15 protein-coding genes are annotated in these 18,074 nt (G+C 37.8%); 10 read left to right on the plus strand and 5 right to left on the minus strand.

Features of this window, described 5'->3' with window-relative positions; translation table 11 throughout:
- Positions 1-110: 110 nt before the first annotated feature.
- Positions 111-2,168, plus strand: coding sequence for a methyl-accepting chemotaxis protein (locus tag ACSLUO_RS14185; RefSeq protein WP_448249413.1), 2,058 nt, complete (start codon positions 111-113; stop codon positions 2,166-2,168).
- Between the two features lie 135 nt (positions 2,169-2,303).
- Here ACSLUO_RS14185 and ACSLUO_RS14190 read toward each other — a convergent pair whose 3' ends face one another.
- Positions 2,304-2,504, minus strand: a complete 201-nt coding sequence (locus tag ACSLUO_RS14190; protein WP_448249415.1) for a hypothetical protein — start codon at positions 2,502-2,504, stop codon at positions 2,304-2,306.
- 307 nt (positions 2,505-2,811) lie between these two features.
- On the opposite strand from ACSLUO_RS14190, the gene ACSLUO_RS14195 reads away from it, so the two are divergent.
- Together ACSLUO_RS14195 and ACSLUO_RS14200 are read left to right on the plus strand one after the other, a co-directional pair.
- Entirely contained in the window at positions 2,812-3,507 is a 696-nt protein-coding gene (locus ACSLUO_RS14195; protein WP_448249416.1) for an SDR family NAD(P)-dependent oxidoreductase, read from the plus strand.
- Between the two features lie 110 nt (positions 3,508-3,617).
- A complete protein-coding gene (locus tag ACSLUO_RS14200) occupies positions 3,618-3,743 on the plus strand; it encodes a hypothetical protein (RefSeq protein WP_448249418.1) in 126 nt (41 codons plus the stop codon).
- Between the two features lie 127 nt (positions 3,744-3,870).
- On the opposite strand, the gene ACSLUO_RS14205 is transcribed toward ACSLUO_RS14200, so the two are convergent.
- From ACSLUO_RS14205 to ACSLUO_RS14220, 4 genes are all read right to left on the minus strand, one after another.
- Positions 3,871-5,616: a sugar phosphorylase gene (locus ACSLUO_RS14205; RefSeq protein ID WP_448249419.1), complete on the minus strand. Its 1,746-nt coding sequence runs from the start codon at positions 5,614-5,616 to the stop codon at positions 3,871-3,873.
- A 9-nt stretch (positions 5,617-5,625) separates the two neighbouring features.
- A complete protein-coding gene (locus ACSLUO_RS14210; protein WP_448249420.1) occupies positions 5,626-6,861 on the minus strand; it encodes a glycosyltransferase family protein in 1,236 nt (411 codons plus the stop codon).
- 1 nt (position 6,862) lies between these two features.
- A complete protein-coding gene (locus tag ACSLUO_RS14215) occupies positions 6,863-8,578 on the minus strand; it encodes an HAD-IIB family hydrolase (RefSeq protein ID WP_448249422.1) in 1,716 nt (571 codons plus the stop codon).
- A 266-nt stretch (positions 8,579-8,844) separates the two neighbouring features.
- Entirely contained in the window at positions 8,845-11,373 is a 2,529-nt protein-coding gene (locus tag ACSLUO_RS14220) for a penicillin-binding protein 1A (RefSeq protein WP_448249424.1), read from the minus strand.
- A 127-nt stretch (positions 11,374-11,500) separates the two neighbouring features.
- Here ACSLUO_RS14220 and pilM point away from each other — a divergent pair, with 127 nt between their 5' ends.
- From pilM to aroB, 7 genes are all read left to right on the plus strand, one after another.
- A complete protein-coding gene (gene pilM, locus ACSLUO_RS14225; RefSeq protein WP_448249426.1) occupies positions 11,501-12,580 on the plus strand; it encodes a pilus assembly protein PilM in 1,080 nt (359 codons plus the stop codon).
- A complete protein-coding gene (locus ACSLUO_RS14230; protein ID WP_448249428.1) occupies positions 12,568-13,155 on the plus strand; it encodes a PilN domain-containing protein in 588 nt (195 codons plus the stop codon). Before pilM ends, ACSLUO_RS14230 begins: the two co-directional genes overlap by 13 nt.
- On the plus strand, positions 13,155-13,748 hold the full coding sequence (pilO, locus tag ACSLUO_RS14235) for a type IV pilus inner membrane component PilO (protein ID WP_448249429.1): 594 nt from the start codon (positions 13,155-13,157) through the stop codon (positions 13,746-13,748). Before ACSLUO_RS14230 ends, pilO begins: the two co-directional genes overlap by 1 nt.
- Positions 13,745-14,278, plus strand: coding sequence for a pilus assembly protein PilP (locus ACSLUO_RS14240; protein ID WP_448249431.1), 534 nt, complete (start codon positions 13,745-13,747; stop codon positions 14,276-14,278). The genes pilO and ACSLUO_RS14240 overlap by 4 nt, the downstream gene beginning before the upstream one ends.
- Positions 14,278-16,326 (plus strand): type IV pilus secretin PilQ, encoded by a 2,049-nt coding sequence (locus tag ACSLUO_RS14245; RefSeq protein WP_448249432.1) that lies wholly within the window; start codon positions 14,278-14,280, stop codon positions 16,324-16,326. The genes ACSLUO_RS14240 and ACSLUO_RS14245 overlap by 1 nt, the downstream gene beginning before the upstream one ends.
- Before the next feature lie 145 nt (positions 16,327-16,471).
- Positions 16,472-16,990 (plus strand): shikimate kinase AroK, encoded by a 519-nt coding sequence (gene aroK, locus ACSLUO_RS14250; RefSeq protein ID WP_448249433.1) that lies wholly within the window; start codon positions 16,472-16,474, stop codon positions 16,988-16,990.
- Positions 16,991-16,992: 2 nt separating this feature from the next.
- Positions 16,993-18,057: a 3-dehydroquinate synthase gene (gene aroB, locus ACSLUO_RS14255; protein ID WP_448249434.1), complete on the plus strand. Its 1,065-nt coding sequence runs from the start codon at positions 16,993-16,995 to the stop codon at positions 18,055-18,057.
- Positions 18,058-18,074: the final 17 nt, after the last annotated feature.

Consider the following 18,074-nt stretch of genomic DNA (forward strand, 5'->3'; position numbering starts at 1 on the left):
AAATTCAAATCAAATCTCAGTTAAGTCATTATCAAACATTACTTGCCAAAAATAATCTTGTGTGATTAGATTTGAACTATGGAGTCTTCATGAGTTAACAAAGAGTTTAAGTGAAAATTATTAATCATATAACAATTAAAACGCGCATTATTTTATTGGTGTTAATTCCACTGTTCGCGACATTAATATTGGCAGTAGAAAAATATAATAATGCCAGCAACGCTTTAGAAAAAATTGAAAAACTTGAAGTTTTACAACAATACATAGGTAAAATATCGCCGTTAATTTCGTCGTTACAAGTCGAGCGCGAGTACACTAAAATGTATTTAGGCCCAGGCTCGGTTAAGCATCAAACGGGATTAGAGTTTAAACAAGCAATGCTTGATAGCCGAACAGCTGTTGATCACTCTCTAGAGGGGTTTTATGCCTTTATCTCTCAAACTGAAAAAATTAATCAATTTCCAACGTTAGCGAAAGATATTACTAATATTAAATTAACTTTAGACAAGCTTAGCTTTACACGCGCTTTAGCAGATAAACGACATAAAAATGCTCCAGACCCAGATGATCCCAAAGGGAGTAAATTCTGGACAATAAATTCTCTTAATAATTATGTTGCCACTTTAATTGATAGCACCAAACAAGTTGTTTTATTAGCGAGCAGTAATGAACGGCTTTCATTATTGGTTCATGCTTATCAAAATTTAGTTTACGCCCAAGATATAACCTCATCTCAAATAGGTAATGTTTACCGAGGAATTGCCGGTACTCTGACGATTAATACGTTTGCTGAAATAAGAAAAAATGACATGTTAGAAGAGACTTATTTAAGAAATTTTATTAGTTTCTCCCCCAAACATGTTGTTGATTATTTTAATCAACATTTAAAAGGACAGTCGGATTATAAATTTGCTCAAAAACAATATTTGGCTATTCGAAAAACAGTCAATGATCGTGTTCAAAAGCCTATTGAAATAGATAAGGATGATTGGCTTGCCAAAGGAAAAGGGATTACTGACGGTTATGCTTTAGTGATAAATAATGTGCTTGCTGAAGTTGAGCAAACTAAAAATACTTTAATCGATAATGCAGAAAATGTGGTTTATAGCACCATCATTTTTATAATCATTCTGCTCGTGATTATAACGTTAACGTCATATCAAATAATTATGAGTATCAATGCGCCACTTAAGCAGCTAATAAAAGATTTAACCTTGTTAGCTGAAACTAAAGATATGACGCTACGCAGTAGAATTGAAGGTCAGAATGAATTAAGCCAAGTTGGTAATGCATTTAATACGCTAATTGCGGCTTTTGAAAAAACCTTATCTAAAGTAAAAACTCGCATTATATCGATGGATTCTACAACCGATAATGTTGCATCCTCAATGTCGAAATCGATGCAGTTGATCGACAATCAAAAAGTGGCGACGGATAGTATTTCGGTGGCAATTAATGAAATGACGTCAACTATTTATGAAGTTTCAAAAATGTCGACAACAACTTCTGACACGGTTAAACGGGTTAATGATCTCGCTATATCCAGTGCTGATAATGCACAAAGCAGCCAAGTTGCGATGAACGAGCTGTTTACGGATCTTGGAGATACGAGCAAATTGGTTGCTAATTTAAATAATGAAGCGGCACAAATTAGTCATATTTTACAAGTGATCAAGGCTATTTCTGAACAAACGAATCTACTTGCGCTTAATGCTGCTATTGAAGCCGCAAGAGCCGGTGAAATGGGACGAGGTTTTGCTGTGGTTGCAGATGAAGTTCGAAGTTTATCGAAAAGAACTCAGGACTCCACCGAAGAGATAGAAGCGCAAATTGAAACGCTGATCAGTGGTGCGGCTAATGCATCAAAAAGAATGCATAATTTGCAAGAGTATGGTTCTAGCGCTTTAGAAAAAGTTCAAAGCAGTAGCGAGGCATTTAATACGATTAAAAATGAATTAGATGAAATTACTGATATGGCAACGCAAATAGCCGTAGCAACGGAAGAACAAACTAATGTTGCCGATGAAATTAATGAACGTATTCATGCTATTAAAGATGATTCTGAAGTAATGTCTGAGCAAGGTTCATATACCTTAACGGCCACTCAAACATTGAGTCAAAATGGTATTGATTTAAAAGCCGATATTGATGTTTTTACCTTTAAATAACGATTATTTAACTCGAATTTAGTTTATCTTAGTATCAATAAAGTAATAGCGGTACGCTAGTTTACCGCTATTACTATTAAGTTTTTACTTTACCCGTTGCTTTGATAAAAAATGCCGTGATAGCAGCGAGGGTGGCTAAACACAAAGCAATACTTGCCCCCATGGGCGGTCGTAACTCACAGAGAGTATTAAACCTAACAAATAACCCCTTAGCCCTATAGCATAGGCATAACCATACTTTTTCTTGCCGGTTAACCTTGTGCCAATAAGCGTTGGCATGATCAAGGCATATTTGAGTGCTAATAGCGAGTCTCGGCTTTGATTCAAACGTCCCACTACCTTCCTCATCTATAGAGCATTTTATAAGCAAATTTATTGTAGTAATAATAACAACTGCTAGAAAAGTCGTTGTTATCTCGAGTTAGGTGATGTGACAAAAGCGTGACTATTTTGCTTCATTGGAACAGAAAAGTATTAGATCATTTGGTGAGATTAAAAGTCAGTGTAAAAATGATGATTAATGATGGTAAAATGATCGCCGATAATCCACTTAACACTGGGTATATATTATTTTACTGAAGCTGCTAGCGTGATGATAAAGCGATAATGGCAGCTTTTGATAATGAGTTATTAAGGAACGTGAATGAAAACTGTTGTTATAACTGGTGCAAATCGTGGTCTTGGGCTTGGCTTTACTGAAAATTATTTAAAAAATGGCTGGTGTGTTATAGCACTGACAAGAAAAGGTTTAAGTACAGAGTTTTTAGCGGGTTTAAGTGAACAGCTCAAACAGAACTTATATGAAGTAAATGTTGAGCTTGAAGATGAAATATCGATTATTCGAGCAGCTAAAAAAATAATGACTTTATGCAAACATATTGACTTGTTTATTAACAATGCTGGCGTGTCTCTTGATCAATCGTTTGGTTGTTGGACCCAAGCGGCTTTTGTTAAGTCTTATCAAATTAATGCTGTCGCACCGGCTTTATTCATTCAGGCGTTGGAATATCATTTTAATGAAAATAGCCAAGTAATTCAGTTAACTTCGGGGCTTTCTTCCATCGATAATTGCATTAACCCGTTAGGGCCTTTTGATGCTTATAGCATGAGTAAATCAGCTGTGAATATGTTAACTCGTCGGGTAGCCAAAAAGTTTGAATCACAAAAAATTACTGTTTGTGCAGTAAGTCCAGGTTGGGTGAGTACTGATATGGGCGGCGAAGATGCACCTATGAGTGTTGAGCAAGCGGTACCATTATTAATTAATACCATTGCTAATTTAACATTGGCGCAAAGTGGTGGCTTTTTTGATGAACAAGGTAATGAAATTGCCTGGTAATTTGTGCGTGTTTTAATTATCACCAATTATTAAGCCGTAGCATTGTTAGGGTCTGTTGATTTTTGTTTGTATTTTCAGCAATAGGCTATTTTAAGTGATAGCAAAGCAGAATGAACGTTGTTTGGTTATTCCAAATGAGTGACATTCTAATGCAGCTAGCGCAAAAAATAGCCATTGCCCTGTGGGCTGAGGCTAAAATCGCTTTACTCGGCGTTAAAAATTATTGGTTTAGATGACTAAACGACATAATTTCAGCCTTGATTAAAGCGATTTTATCTCTCAGCTGAATTATTAAACAAAGATAAACAGACCCTAATGAATAATGCTACGGCTTTTGAGTTTTAGCTGCTTTTAGACCTAGCTTTAGGCTCGGTTACTCAGCCAAACGGTTTGATATGGTTGTAGCTGGATGGCTTGGGTTAAATCGGTAATTTCATCTCCTGAAATTAAATCAACCCAAGATTCCGTAATAATTAAATTTAATTCACTGATCGGTAATTCCATGATTTGATCGGTAATATTACTGATACAAAAAATACTTTGTTTACGATTAATACTTTGTCGCCAAAAACCAAACAATTGTAAACCCAAATGTAAAGTAAATTGGGTTGCATTTGGATGAAATGCTGGTTGGGCTGTGCGAATTTCAATTAACTTCGTCAGTTTTTTGAGCACCTGATGATGTGTTGTGGTTGGCTCAGCAAGCTGTGCTTGCAAGCTTGCATAATCCCAGCGATGACGATTAATCGAGCGGTTGTGGTGCGTATTTTTAAGCTTTTCATAATCATTTTGTGTTCCCAATAAACTATGAATGTAAATGCCAGGAATACCTTCTAACGCTAACATAATTTCATGGGCACAGATAAAACGCTGCATATTCCATTGATCAGCACCGGCGGTTGTTCCTTGTAGCGCATCAAATAATGCAATATTCATTTCATAAGCTTTTTGCTCACCGGTTTCGGTGGTGCGCCAAGATATTTTACCTCCGAATTTTTGCATGGTTTCAACTAAAGTGGTTAATTCTGTATCTTCCAATAAACCTTCAGCGGGTCTTAAGCCAACGCCGTCGTGTGAAGCTATAAAATTAAAATAGGTAGTACCGTCTTGTGCTGGCGGCATGCTCATTAACCAGCGTTTTAAATATAAACAGTTACCTGTGATCAAGGTGTTGATCAGTAAGGGCGGTAACGAAAAGTTATAAATACAATGAGCTTCGTTAGCATTACCAAAATAGGTTAAGTTTTGGGTATTAGGAATATTGGTTTCGGTAATGATCACGGCATCTTGTTGGGCGTGTTCAATGAGTGTTCTTAATAACCGAATAACTTCATGGGTTTGTGGTAAATTAATTGAAGGGCTACCAACAATTTTCCATAAAAAGGCAACGGCATCCAAGCGAAAAATATTAACACCCGCATCTAAATATTGGCGAATAATTTTTACAAATTCTGTTAATACTTCAGGATTTCTAAAGTCAAAATCGACTTGATCATGGCTAAAAGTACACCAAACATGCTGGGTGCCATTGGCTGTTTCTGTTTCTCGTAACAATGGTGATGTTCTAGGTCTAACTACATCAGATAGGTCGGCATTGGGGTCGGCAGTAAAAAAATAATCACAGCCTTGTCCTTCGCCTTTAATGAAGTTTTCAAACCACAAACTACGGCTTGAACAGTGATTAATGACCAGATCAGACATCAAGCGCTTCTTTTGCGCAATCACGCTAATATCTTGCCAGTTCCCTAAAGATTCATTGACGCTAGAATAGTCGATCACCGCAAAACCATCATCTGAACTGTAAGGAAAAAACGGTAAAATATGCACCGAATTAACACAATCTAAATAGCTGTCCATAAACTTGGCTAACGTTGTTAATGGCCGCTCACCTGCTTGCATAACACTATCACCATAAGTGATCATAATGATATCTTGTTCGGACCAGTGATTATCAAAAGGTTGTACGGCGGCACAATTATCAGGAATATTCATCAGGTTAATTAAACGTTGAGCTAAATCTTTTAGCTCAATATTAAGTTCAATATCTTGATAAATGGTGTTGAGTTGTTGTTCAACTTTCTGCTTGAGTGCGTCTATCACTACTGTCATTGTTAACCTCTAGTCACTATATTTTTCGCTAAACTCGGCGTTATCTAGTTCAACTGCTTCTTTGAGCTGTTCTAGAATATCTGGCATGGCACTGACCACACGGCTCCATGTTGGCATAAATGGCGTTTCCATTGGATTGTCTAAAAAGCGCTGGCCAGCAGTCACAATATTTTGAGCAAACATTTCAACGGCTTTTTCTTCTAAATGAATATCCGTGGTTAAGCCATTCATCATGGCATCATTGTGATACGTTTCAACATAATCTAAAGCAATACGATAATAGGTTGCTTTTAAAGAACGAAAAGCTTCAGTGCTAAATGTTTCGCCTTGGGTTGCTAGTTTTCTGAAGAAGGCTTTGGTGATATCAATCGACATTTTTGACAAACCGGCTTCTTCATTATCAAGCGAGAGGTCTTGATGTTTGTGATCGTAAATATCGGCAATATCAACTTGGCAAATGCGGTTATTGGCGTAATTTCGTTGCATTTCACTGAGTACACCAATTTCTAAGCCCCAATCACTTGGAATGCGTAAATCGGTTAATACGTCGCGGCGAAATGAAAATTCACCGGCTAGTGGATAACGGAAGCTGTCCATGTATTCTAAATACTCGTTGTAACCAACAATCCGTTTTAACGCTTTAATTAAAGGCGTTACTAACAATCGTGAAACACGACCATTGATTTTACCATTAGCAATTCGGGTGTAAAAACCTTTGCTAAATTCATAGTTAAACTGTGGGTTAGCAACGGGGTAAATTAATCGCGCCAATAAATCTTTTTCGTAAGTGACAATATCGCAATCATGTAAGGCTACAGATTCGGTTCTACCTGAGGCCAATGTGTAGCCCATGCAGTACCAAACATTGCGACCTTTACCCATTTCTTTTGGCGCTAAACCAAGTTTTTCTAATTTTGCATCGAGTGCTTTTAAACGTGGACCGTCATTCCATAGAATACGGTGGTGTTGTGGTAATTTTTTGAAAAACTTAAGGGCATGGCGGTATTGCTCTTCATTTGCTCTATCTAAGCCGATAACAATTTCATTTAAATAAGGCACTTCAGTTAATTTATTGACGATGTCAGGCAGAGCATCACCTTCGAGCTCAGAAAATAATGATGGTAAAATTAGCCCCATTGGGCGAGTTTTTGAAAACTTAATAAGCTCTTTTTCGAGTTCTTCATTTGAGCGATCGGTTAAGTTATGTAACGTGGTTACGATACCATTTTGATAAAAATCAGCCATATTAACACGCTCCTATTTGTAGAGGTTGTTGCTGTAAAAAGAAAAAGTTTGATAAACATTCTGCCCAGCCTTTCGGGCCAAACTCGGTGCTACGAAAACAATTATTTGTTTTATTGAGCATAGGAAACGGATGAATAGGTGATTTGATTTGCATAGCAATATCGGCAATTTCTAACATTTCGTTATCATTATGGCTATCACCAAGTGCAATCGTTTGTACTGTAACCTTGAGTTGTTTGGAAAAAACATTGGCAAGCCATGTTAATGCAAGGCCTTTATCACTGTGGCCTCCAACATGTAAAAAGCGTCCGCCTTGAAGCATATGAGCACCTAAAGACTCCATATGGGCAATAAATTCGTCTTTGTTGCAATTATCGCCATGCCATAATAATGGCTCGGTATATTTTCTATCTAAGGCAAACTCGGCACTTTCTGGCGATAACCCGGTTAGGTTACATAGTTCATCAAGGGATAACTTTGAAAACCCTTGAAATAAATCACCGTATTGCTCGCTAACACTCTCTAATAACGATAACCAATGCGAACGTGGTGGGCAAAATTCTTTAACCCAATAATTACCTTGTCTTATAGTGCCATCAGGTTGGTCTTTAAAATAACCAACGGGAATATAAACAGCGGCGCCATTTTCAATAATAAAAGGAGAATCTAGCGCTAATGAGGTTTGAATATTAACCATTTCAGCAAAGGTTTTACTGGTGTTTGGAATGATCGGTATTTGACGTTTTTTTAACTCATCAATAACACTTTCAGCTTTGCTAAAACTGTAATCAAAATGATCTAATAATGTGCCGTCCAAGTCGGTAAATATTATTGGTAACTTTGCCATGTTCGCTTCCTTATCGAGTACTTTTTGAATTTGTCTATTTTCATCTAACTCCAAAACCCAGTCACATTGCTCGGGTAAAGTGGTTAAACATTCTTCGGTTAATCGTTGGTAATATTGAATAAAATTGTGTACTTGTGCTTTGCTCATCACACCTGCGCCTTGGCTGGTTTTGGCAAGTTTTTCTTCTTGTTGCCAGCGCCAGTTTTCAACACAGTTAAAGCTGGGCGCTTTTAACATTAACCAGCAGTTCATTAATGAATAAAGTGGTTGATAATTTTGCACTAATTGCTGATTGACATAAGTGCGCCAAGCCGCATCGCTGTCTTGTTCTTTTTCAAAATTATTAACCGGGGTTAACAGTTTTTCAGCGGCTTGTGCGACGACGCCCCAACACCAGCCTTCTAATAAAACAATGTCAACATTGTTCGGTGCAGCTAACCATTCATCGTTAGGGTATAAATCATCGGTGGCTTTATTGAACCTTGATAACCGGATATTAGGTTGTGCTTTTTTAAGTGACGTTAAGGTTTTGGCTAATAAGTCGATGTCGTGACTACCAGGCACCCCGCGAGTTGCTAATAATGGGTGAATAGTTTGTGCTAAGTTGGCTCTTTGCGCTTTACTGAGGTAAAAATCATCAAGGGAGATGTTGACCACAGTTAAGCTGTGTTGACTTGATAAATATTCAGTTAAAAAGTCGGTCAGTGTTGATTTCCCCGAGCCTTGGCAGCCATTGATACCAACAAATAATGGACTTGTTTGGTTATTTTTTTTGGCTAATATTTTCTCAGCAAGCGGCATGAAACAATATTTAGCTTTGTTAATAAATTCGTTTGGCAATTTATGTTTAGTGATGAATTCTGTCAGCATTGTCTCTCCGAACCAGTAAATACATCTATTAGAATAGTTGATTACGTAGATTTATAGGTTCATATAACATGCCAGCTGTAAAAATTGCTTGCTAATAGGTCATAAAATGTCAATTAAATTCTTTTAAAACATGGTGTTATGGTTTTGTTTGTGGTGAATTTTGCTGGCGTGTTTTACTTGCCTAAAGAGCAGGTAAGACCGGATAAAAACAAAAAGCGCACCATTGTGGTGCGCTTTTTCAGTGCCTGTGTTTGGTGCACGCTATTTTAGAATAGCTCTTCTACTTGCTGAACTGCGGAACCATCGAGAATACCTTCACTTGTATCCGTTGTAATATAATCAACGGGCTCGCTACCTAGCATAAAGTATTCAAACGTGCTGCTTTTATCAGTTTTATTAGTGAGCTTGCCAGAAGCTTTATCTATGCGAACGGATAAAATATTTTCGGGCTGCTTAAATGGCTCCACGGGTAATGTTTCTAAAGCATTTGCCATGAAGTCAATCCATGCCGGTTGTGCTGATTTGGCACCAAATTCTTTACCGGTAATTTGGTTACGACCTAAATTAGCGTTGTATGCAGTTTGCCCTAAGTTACGAGTATGATCATCGAAGCCAATCCAACTGGTGGCTACTAAGCGTCGACTGAAACCAGAGAACCAAGCATCTTTTGCTTCGTTGGTGGTTCCCGTTTTTCCTGCTATATCACGACGGCCTAATTTTCTTGCTCGATAACCTGTTCCTTGCCAATGCGGTGCGGTTGACCAATCGGCACCCCAAATAGCGCTATTTAATGCTTGGGTTACTAAAAATGCATTCTGCGCACTGATCATTCGCTCTGCTTTTTTGACTGTTTTTGGAGCTGCATCTAAGGTCACTAGGTTGGGATCTTCGTTTTGCTTATTTATCGTTGTTGGGCAATCATCATCACATGCAATCGCTGGCTCGGCTTGGAAAATAACATTACCAAACGAGTCTTCAATGCGTTCAATTAAATAGGGCTTAATTAAAAAACCACCGTTGGCAAAGGTGGCAAAACCCGTTGCAACTTCGATGGGGGTTAGCGAGGCTGAACCTAACGCTAAAGATTCATTATTAGGCAATTCACTAGGGTTAAAGCCAAATAGTGATAAGTGATCAATAATATTACTTAAGCCAACCGCGCGTAATAGTCTTACCGCAATTACGTTTTTTGATTGTGCTAAGGCTAAACGTACACGAATAGGGCCATCGTATACTGGAGGTGAGTTTTTCGGACGCCAAACGGTACCTGAACTGTTATCCCATTTATTGATTGGCGCATCATTGACCAAACTCGCTAGAGTAAAGCCGTTATCTAATGCTGCAGAGTAAATAAAAGGTTTAATATTTGAGCCTACTTGGCGTTTGGCTTGGGTTACTCGGTTAAATTGGCTTTGTTGAAAACTAAAGCCACCTACCGCTGCTTCTATGGCGCCGTTGTCTGGTGATAATGCTACTAATGCACTGCTGACGTCAGGTAATTGGCTTAAGGCATAATTACCATCACTTTGTTGCTTAACATAGACAACATCACCATAAGCTAAAATATCTCCGGCTGTTTTGGGAGGTAGCCCTTGTTTATTGTCATGAATATATTCACGTGCCCAAGCAAGACCCGGCCATAAAATAGTTTTAGTGGTTTGATCTTCAAAGGTTACTTCAACAGATGTTTCTTCGACTAAAGTCACCACGGCAGGAATTAAAGCTTGATAACTTTGGATATCTGCTAGTGTTTGACTAATTTCATCAAAAGTAATTGGCGGTTGAGTACTTTGTGGATTTTCTTCAACTGTCGATTGCTCAGCGCGAAGCGATAAAATGGGACCTCTAAAACCATGGCGTTGGTCATAATTATGCAAATTTGTCACAACGGCTTGCTGCGCGGCTGTTTGTAATTGTGAGCTTATGGTGGTGAATACTTTAAAGCCTGCGCTATAAGCTTCTTCTTTACCATAGCGAGAGAGCATTTCTTGATGCGCCATTTCCGCGACATAAGGCGCGGTTAATTCTATTTCGGCACCATGTTTTTGAGCGGTGATAGGTTCATTATTCGCTTGTTCATATTCACTTAAAGTAATGTAACCACTTACTAACATGCGCTTTAATACAACAGAACGTCGCCCTAACGCTCGTTCTGGTGAACTAATCGGGTTTAATGTAGAAGGCGCTTTTGGTAAGCCTGCCAAAACCGCTATTTGCGCTAAGGTTAATTCTTTAACATCTTTACCGTAATAAACTTGGGCTGCGGCTCCGTAACCAAAGGCACGATGACCTAATTCTATTTTATTCATGTAAAGTTCAAGAATTTCATCTTTGCTTAATAAACTTTCAATGTGGAAAGATAGAAAAATTTCTCGAATTTTTCGAATGGCGGTAACTTCCCGTGTTAAAAAGAAATTTCGTGCAACCTGCATGGTTATTGTTGATGCACCACCTTTATTTTGCCCCATTAATTTACCTAAAATAGCGCGTCCCATACCGATAGGATCAACGCCAAAATGTAAGTAAAAACGATCATCTTCAGTTGCTAATAGAGCATTAATCAATTGTTCTGGCATGTCATCTAAGGTTAGGGGAATACGTTTTTTTTCGCCAAATTGGGAAATTAATTGGCCGTCTTTGCTAAAAATTTGCATTGGCGTTTGCCATTTTATGTCTTTTAAAGATTCTACGCTGGGTAGCTCATCTTTGAGGTAAATATAGACTCCGGCAATCGCTATAAGACCAAAAAATAAGGAAATAATGAAAAATTTGATCAATTTTTTTAGTGAAAACACAAGTAAGGCTCTACAATAGTTAAAAAAAGTGGTAATAATGACTAGTATATCGTGTAAAAGCGTGTAATAAATGTATTTATTGCACAATGGTGTATTAAATTATAACAAAAATAGTTAGTAGGACGTTATGTTAAGCAGCCTATGGAAAAAGAAAACTGCCAAAATGGTGGGCATAGATATCGGATCGCATGCAGTTAAAGCTGTATTGTTAGGCCAAACAGATGACGGTTATGTTCTGGAAGATTTTGCGATAGAGGCTATGCCTAGAGGGGCTGTTATCGATCGAGAAATTCAGGATATTGAAGCGGTTGGTAATATTGTTGCAAAAATCCGTAATAAACTAGCCGACCCTGTCAAAATGTGTGCTTCTGCGGTGTCAGGTCAAACGGTGATCACTAAAATAATTTATATGGATGTTAATTTAACCGAAGATGATTTAGCCAACCAAATTGAAATTGAAGCTGATAGCCTAATTCCTTTCCCACTTGATGAAGTCAGCCTTGATTTTGAAACCTTAGGAGTGAATGAATCAGATCCGAGTAAAGTTAATGTTTTATTGAGTGCTGCGCGTACTGAATCTATTACTGCTCGTGTTTCGGCATTAGAAAGTGGTGGCTTTAAAGCCAAAGTTATTGATGTTGAGTCATATGCGATAAGTCGAGCTTATGATTTATGCTTACCTTTATTACCCGATGATGCGGTTGATAAAGTGGTTGCAATGATTGATATCGGTGCTGCCATGACACTCTTTTCTGTCACTGACGCAGGTAAACACATTTATAGTCGAGATCAACTTTTTGGTGGTGAACAATACACAAGGTCGATTGTTTCTTATTACAACAAAACCTTTGATGAAGCAGAAGAAGCTAAAATTACCAATGATTTACCTCCCAATTATACTTTTGAAGTACTTGCACCATTTCATACTATCTTAGTACAGCAAATTCGCCGTGCCATTCAGATGTTTTTAACCACCAGCGGTAAAGATAAAATTGATTATTTGGCGCTATCTGGTGGTAGTGCCATGGTTGAAGGGTTAGAAAGCTTATTACGTGATGAACTGGGTATTCATACGGTAGTAATTAACCCGTTTAGTGCCATGGCAATTGCTGATAAGGTCAACCCCGAAGAACTTAGGAAGTCTGCACCACAGCTTGCCGTTGCAGCAGGATTGGCATTAAGGAGTTTTACTTCATGGCATATATAAATTTACTTCCATGGCGTGAAGAAGCACAAAAAGCGAAGCAAAAAGAATATTTTATGATTCTTGGCGCGGTCGCAACTTCAGCGATAGCGATAGCATTATTAGTTGGTCAGTTTTATCAAATGCGCGTTGATGGCCAAAATAGCAAAAATCAATATTTAAAAAATGAAATACAATTATTAGATGTTAAAATTGCTGAAATTAAAGGGCTTAATGAGAAAAAATCTGAGCTAGAAAGTCGTATTTCAGTGGTTGAACAGTTACAGCGTAGCCGAAATGTTGGTACACAAGTTCTTGATGAAATTACTAAAATTGTACCTAATGGCATATATTTAACTAGTTTAGATAAACAAGGTAATATGCTTGAATTAGTCGGCAAGAGTGAATCGAACAATCACCTTGCAAATATGATACGTGAGATTGAAAGTTCTAACTTATTAGCTGATGCACAATTGAGTACTATTAGCAGTAAAAATACTAAGAGTCGGTTATTAAGTGACTTCAATATGCGTGTGAGAATTAAAGGCTTAGTCAACGATATTGAAAAAGCCCAAGCTAGCGTTCAAGGAGGCAAATAATGGATATTGATCTGTCTCAATTTGATAATTTAGAGTTAGAAAATATTGGTCAATGGCCGAAAGCGGCTAAAATTATCTTGGCTATTTTTCTCGCTGTTATTGTTTTAGTTGTTGGTTATATGATGTTTATTAGTGATCGTATTACCATGCTAGATAATGCTGTTAAGGAAGAACAAACGTTAAAAGAAGCGTATCGAACTAAATATCACGTTGCTGCTAATTTGGAATTATTTAAGCAGCAAATGGCAGATGCCGAGGCATTGTTTGCTAATCAATTAAAAAGCTTACCTGAAAGCCATGAAACGCCAGGTTTACTTGACGATATTACGTTTGTTGGCACAACAAGCGGTTTAGATTTTGTCACTTTAAATTGGCAGCCAGAAATTACCCGTGAAATTTATATAGAATTACCTATCGATATTGAGGTGATTGGTCATTATCATGAGTTTGGTGAATTTGTCAGTAAAATAGCCGGTTTACCTCGGATTGTTACTTTACACGATTTTGACATCTCAAAAATTAATGACTCCAGTAAATTACGATTAAAATTACAAGCAAAAACTTATCGATATCGGGAGACTAAAGCAGAATGAAAAAATTAGCTTTATTACCTATATTAATGTTATCTGGTTGTTTTAGCGATACTTCTGATATCAAAGAATACATCACTGAGGTACAATCTTCGGCAACAAGTTACATTGCGCCTATGCCAGAAGTGCCTGAGTTTAATCATATAGCGTATTCGGCGAGCAATGAACGCAGCCCGTTTGTGTTACCAAAACCTGAAGCAATACAAGAGCGTATGCAACAAATGGCTGGGTGTTTAAGCCCAGATCCTCGACGGAGAAAGCAGCCACTTGAAAAATACGCTTTAGATAGTTTATCGATGCGTGGCACACTGGGTGAATTAGGTGTAGTTTGGGCGTTAATTGAAGCTTCAGACAGTACTATACATCAAGTTACCGTAGGAAGTTATTTAGGTATGTATAATGGAAAAATTACCGAAGTGAATAGCGATTTAATTAAAGTTTTAGAATTAGTGCCTGATGGTGCTGGTTGTTGGGTTGAGCGAGAATCTGTGGTTAGTATAATGGATTCGTCTGCAGAGGGGCAAAGGAACTAATGTTGATATTAACAATAAAGAAAAAAATGAATGTCTTCGCCATAATGAAAAATATTTTCTTGATGTCGCTTTGTTTCTTTGCGTCACAATCGTTTGCGGCATCGGTTACCAGTGTAAAATATAACACTATTCAAAATGATGAAATTGAGTTGGTGTTTAGTTTATCTGAAAATATTTCAATTCAGCCGATTGTTAAAACATCTATTGAACCTGCGCAAATTAATATTACTTTTGCTGCCGACAGTTTTGACGAAAACCTTGCTTTCACGGAAATAGCACACGCTGGTGTTAACTCTGTTGAAATTAATAAAACAGCAGGTAATGTTGTTGCCGCTATTCATTTAGATGCTTTATCTGTTTTTGATGTCAGCCAAGTTGATAATACTTTTTCTATTGTCTTGAATAAAGGTGTTGCCAATACAGCGGTTACTAAAATTACCCCTGTTGGTGGTGATTTTATTAATAACATAGAATCGATTGATTTTAGAAAGAATAAAGATGATGAAGCACAATTAATTATTAATCTAGCTGATAGTATGGTGGCTGTTGATGTTCGTGATCGTTTAGGGCAGCTATTTGTTGAATTTCATAACACCGCGATAATTGAAGATTTATTATATAAATTAGATGTCACCGATTTTGGCACTTTGGTTCAAGGTATTGAAACTTTTAAAGATGGTAGAAATGCAAGGTTGGTTGTTGATATTGATGGCGAATATGAATTTGAACATCAGCAATTAAATAATGTCTTTACGCTTTCTGTTAGTAAAAAGGCGGAAACTCCTGGTTACCTAGAAGATGCTGATGACTTTTCTGGTCGTGCTATTTCATTAAATTTCCAAGATATTTCAGTTAGAACCGTATTACAGATTATTGCTGATTATAATGGCTTTAACTTAGTCACCAGCGATACTGTATCGGGTAATATTACTTTACGTTTAGATGGCGTGCCTTGGGATCAAGCCTTAGATATTATTTTGAAAGTTAAAGGTCTTGATAAGCGCATGGATGGCAATATCTTAATGGTTGCACCAAGTGATGAATTAGCGGCCCGTGAAGCGCGTGAATTACAAGCAAAACAACAAGTTGAAGAATTAGCACCACTTTATTCTGAATACGTGCAAATTAACTACGCGAAAGCACTAGAGTTTGCTAATTTAATTAAAAACGAAGATACCAGCATTTTATCAGAACGTGGTAGTGTCAGTGTTGATGAACGAACCAATACCTTATTAATTAGAGATACCGCAAAAAGTATTGAAGATATTAAGCGTATGGTGTCGGTATTAGATGTTCCTGTTCGCCAAGTTGTCATTGAATCTAGAATGGTAACGGTAAAAGATAATATCAATGAAGAGTTAGGTATACGTTGGGGTGTAACCGATATAAGTGGCGACAGTGCTACTTCAGGAACATTACAAGGGGCTGATGTAGCAGGAGCTGGACTTGTGCCTGATTTGAGCGATCGCTTAAATGTAAATTTACCATCATCAACACCTGCGGGTAGTATTGCTTTTCAAGTAGCACGTTTAGCTGATGGTACTATTCTTGATCTTGAATTAAGTGCGATGGAAAAAGAAAACAAAGGCGAAATTATTGCTAGCCCGCGTATAACCACAGCCAACCAAAAAGAAGCCTATATTGAACAAGGTGTTGAAATTCCTTATCAAGAAGCCGCATCAAGTGGTGCAACGGCAACTCAGTTTAAAAAAGCGGTGCTAAGCCTAACGGTAACACCACATATTACACCGGATGATCGTATCATTTTAGACTTAGTTGTAACACAAGATACGGTGTCTTCAATTCAAAATGGCTCGGCACCGGCTATCGATACTCAGCGTATCGGCACCCAAGTGTTAGTCAATAATGGTGAAACAATCGTGTTAGGCGGTATTTATCAGCAGCAAATTGTAAGTACGGTGTCAAAAGTGCCAGTATTAGGTGATATTCCGTATTTTGGTTGGTTATTTAGAAATTCTAATAACTTTAACGAGAAAAAAGAATTATTGATTTTCGTTACTCCACGCATAGTTACCGAGCGTTTCTAACAAATTTTGCAAGTAAGTGTACACTTTTATAAACACTTACTTGCAAATTACCCCCAACAATTGCGATAATTGCGCCCTTGAAAATCACGAGGGAGTTCCCTCTCCATTTTAAATCAATTTGTTAACTGAGTTTTTAAATAATCTAATGGCAGAAAAACGTAATATTTTCCTTGTTGGTCCAATGGGTGCTGGCAAAAGTACCATTGGCAGAGAATTGGCAGATAAGCTGCATCTAGAATTCTACGATTCAGATCAAGAGATCGAACGCCGTACCGGTGCTGATATCGCTTGGGTTTTTGACTTGGAAGGCGAAGAAGGCTTTCGAAAACGTGAAGAAACCGTTATTGATGATTTGAGTCAATTGCAAGGTATTGTTCTTGCAACTGGTGGCGGATCAGTGATCAGTGATTTAGTGCGTAACCGACTATCAGCTCGTGGTATTGTTGTTTATTTAGAAACAACTATCGACAAGCAAGTTGCTCGTACGCAGCGTGATCGTCGACGTCCATTACTACAAACGTCTGAAGAACCACGTACAGTGCTTGAAAATTTAGCAGTACAGCGTAATCCTCTTTATGAAGAGATTGCAGATGTTATTGTGCAAACTGATGATCAAAGTGCAAAAGTTGTCGCGAATAAAATTGTTGAACGTTTAGATTTCTAATTATGGCATTATTAAATGTTGATCTTGACGATCGCAGTTACCCTATTTATATCGAAGCTGGGCTATTAACCGATAATAGTCCGTTACTTCAACATATTTCGGGCAAAAGAGTTTGTATTGTTACTAATGATATTGTGCATCCTTTATATGCCGATAAAATTAAGCAGCAGCTTAGTGACTACGATGTTGATGAAGTTATTTTACCTGATGGTGAAACACAAAAAAGCTTAGCTAATTTTGATGTAATCATGTCTCACTTATTAGCGAATGCGCATGGTCGAGACACGACCTTGATTGCATTAGGTGGTGGCGTGATTGGTGATATTGCCGGCTTTGCTGCAGCATGTTATCAACGTGGAATTGATTTTATTCAAATTCCAACAACCTTATTATCACAAGTAGATTCATCTGTAGGTGGTAAAACGGCTGTTAACCATCCTCTTGGTAAAAACATGATAGGTGCTTTTTACCAACCGAAAGCGGTACTTATTGATATCGATTCATTAACAACGTTACCCGCACGAGAATTTAGTGCCGGTATGTCGGAAGTGATCAAATACGGCATTTTAGGCGATGGCGAATTTTTTACTTGGTTAGAAAATAATACCGTTCAAATAAAAGCTGGTGAGCAAGCCACTTTAATCGAAATGATCCGTCGTTGTTGTCAGTGCAAGGCCGATATTGTTGGCGCTGATGAGAAAGAATCAGGTGTTCGGGCATTATTAAATTTAGGTCATACCTTTGGTCACGCTATTGAAGCTGAACAAGGCTACGGCATATGGCTTCACGGTGAAGCTGTTGCTACTGGCATGGTCCTTGCTGCTAAGTTAGCAGTATCAATGAATTTGATTGAAGTGTCAGATCTTCGTCGCATTGAAGCCTTACTTTCTACCTTTAACTTACCGTTAACAGCGCCAGAAAACATGGGCTTTGAGCAGTTTATTAAACATATGCGTCGTGATAAGAAAAATTTAGCGGGTAAATTACGCTTTATTGTACCAACGGCTATAGGCAGCTCTGAAATTAGAGATGATATTAGTGAGGACATGCTTCAACAAATTCTGTAACTTTATTTTGCAGAAGG

Source organism: Thalassotalea agariperforans (assembly GCF_053470345.1).

What these genes read in the sequence shown, in the direction of transcription:
- ACSLUO_RS14195 (WP_448249416.1), top strand. Translation starts at nt 2,812, where the DNA reads ATGAAAACTGTTGTTATAACTGGTGCAAATCGTGGTCTTGGGCTTGGC.
- ACSLUO_RS14200 (WP_448249418.1), top strand. Translation starts at nt 3,618, where the DNA reads ATGAACGTTGTTTGGTTATTCCAAATGAGTGACATTCTAATGCAGCTA.
- ACSLUO_RS14205 (WP_448249419.1), bottom strand. Translation starts at nt 5,616, where the DNA reads ATGACAGTAGTGATAGACGCACTCAAGCAGAAAGTTGAACAACAACTC.
- ACSLUO_RS14210 (WP_448249420.1), bottom strand. Translation starts at nt 6,861, where the DNA reads ATGGCTGATTTTTATCAAAATGGTATCGTAACCACGTTACATAACTTA.
- ACSLUO_RS14215 (WP_448249422.1), bottom strand. Translation starts at nt 8,578, where the DNA reads ATGCTGACAGAATTCATCACTAAACATAAATTGCCAAACGAATTTATT.
- pilM (WP_448249426.1), top strand. Translation starts at nt 11,501, where the DNA reads ATGTTAAGCAGCCTATGGAAAAAGAAAACTGCCAAAATGGTGGGCATA.
- ACSLUO_RS14230 (WP_448249428.1), top strand. Translation starts at nt 12,568, where the DNA reads ATGGCATATATAAATTTACTTCCATGGCGTGAAGAAGCACAAAAAGCG.
- pilO (WP_448249429.1), top strand. Translation starts at nt 13,155, where the DNA reads ATGGATATTGATCTGTCTCAATTTGATAATTTAGAGTTAGAAAATATT.
- ACSLUO_RS14240 (WP_448249431.1), top strand. Translation starts at nt 13,745, where the DNA reads ATGAAAAAATTAGCTTTATTACCTATATTAATGTTATCTGGTTGTTTT.
- ACSLUO_RS14245 (WP_448249432.1), top strand. Translation starts at nt 14,278, where the DNA reads ATGTTGATATTAACAATAAAGAAAAAAATGAATGTCTTCGCCATAATG.
- aroK (WP_448249433.1), top strand. Translation starts at nt 16,472, where the DNA reads ATGGCAGAAAAACGTAATATTTTCCTTGTTGGTCCAATGGGTGCTGGC.
- aroB (WP_448249434.1), top strand. Translation starts at nt 16,993, where the DNA reads ATGGCATTATTAAATGTTGATCTTGACGATCGCAGTTACCCTATTTAT.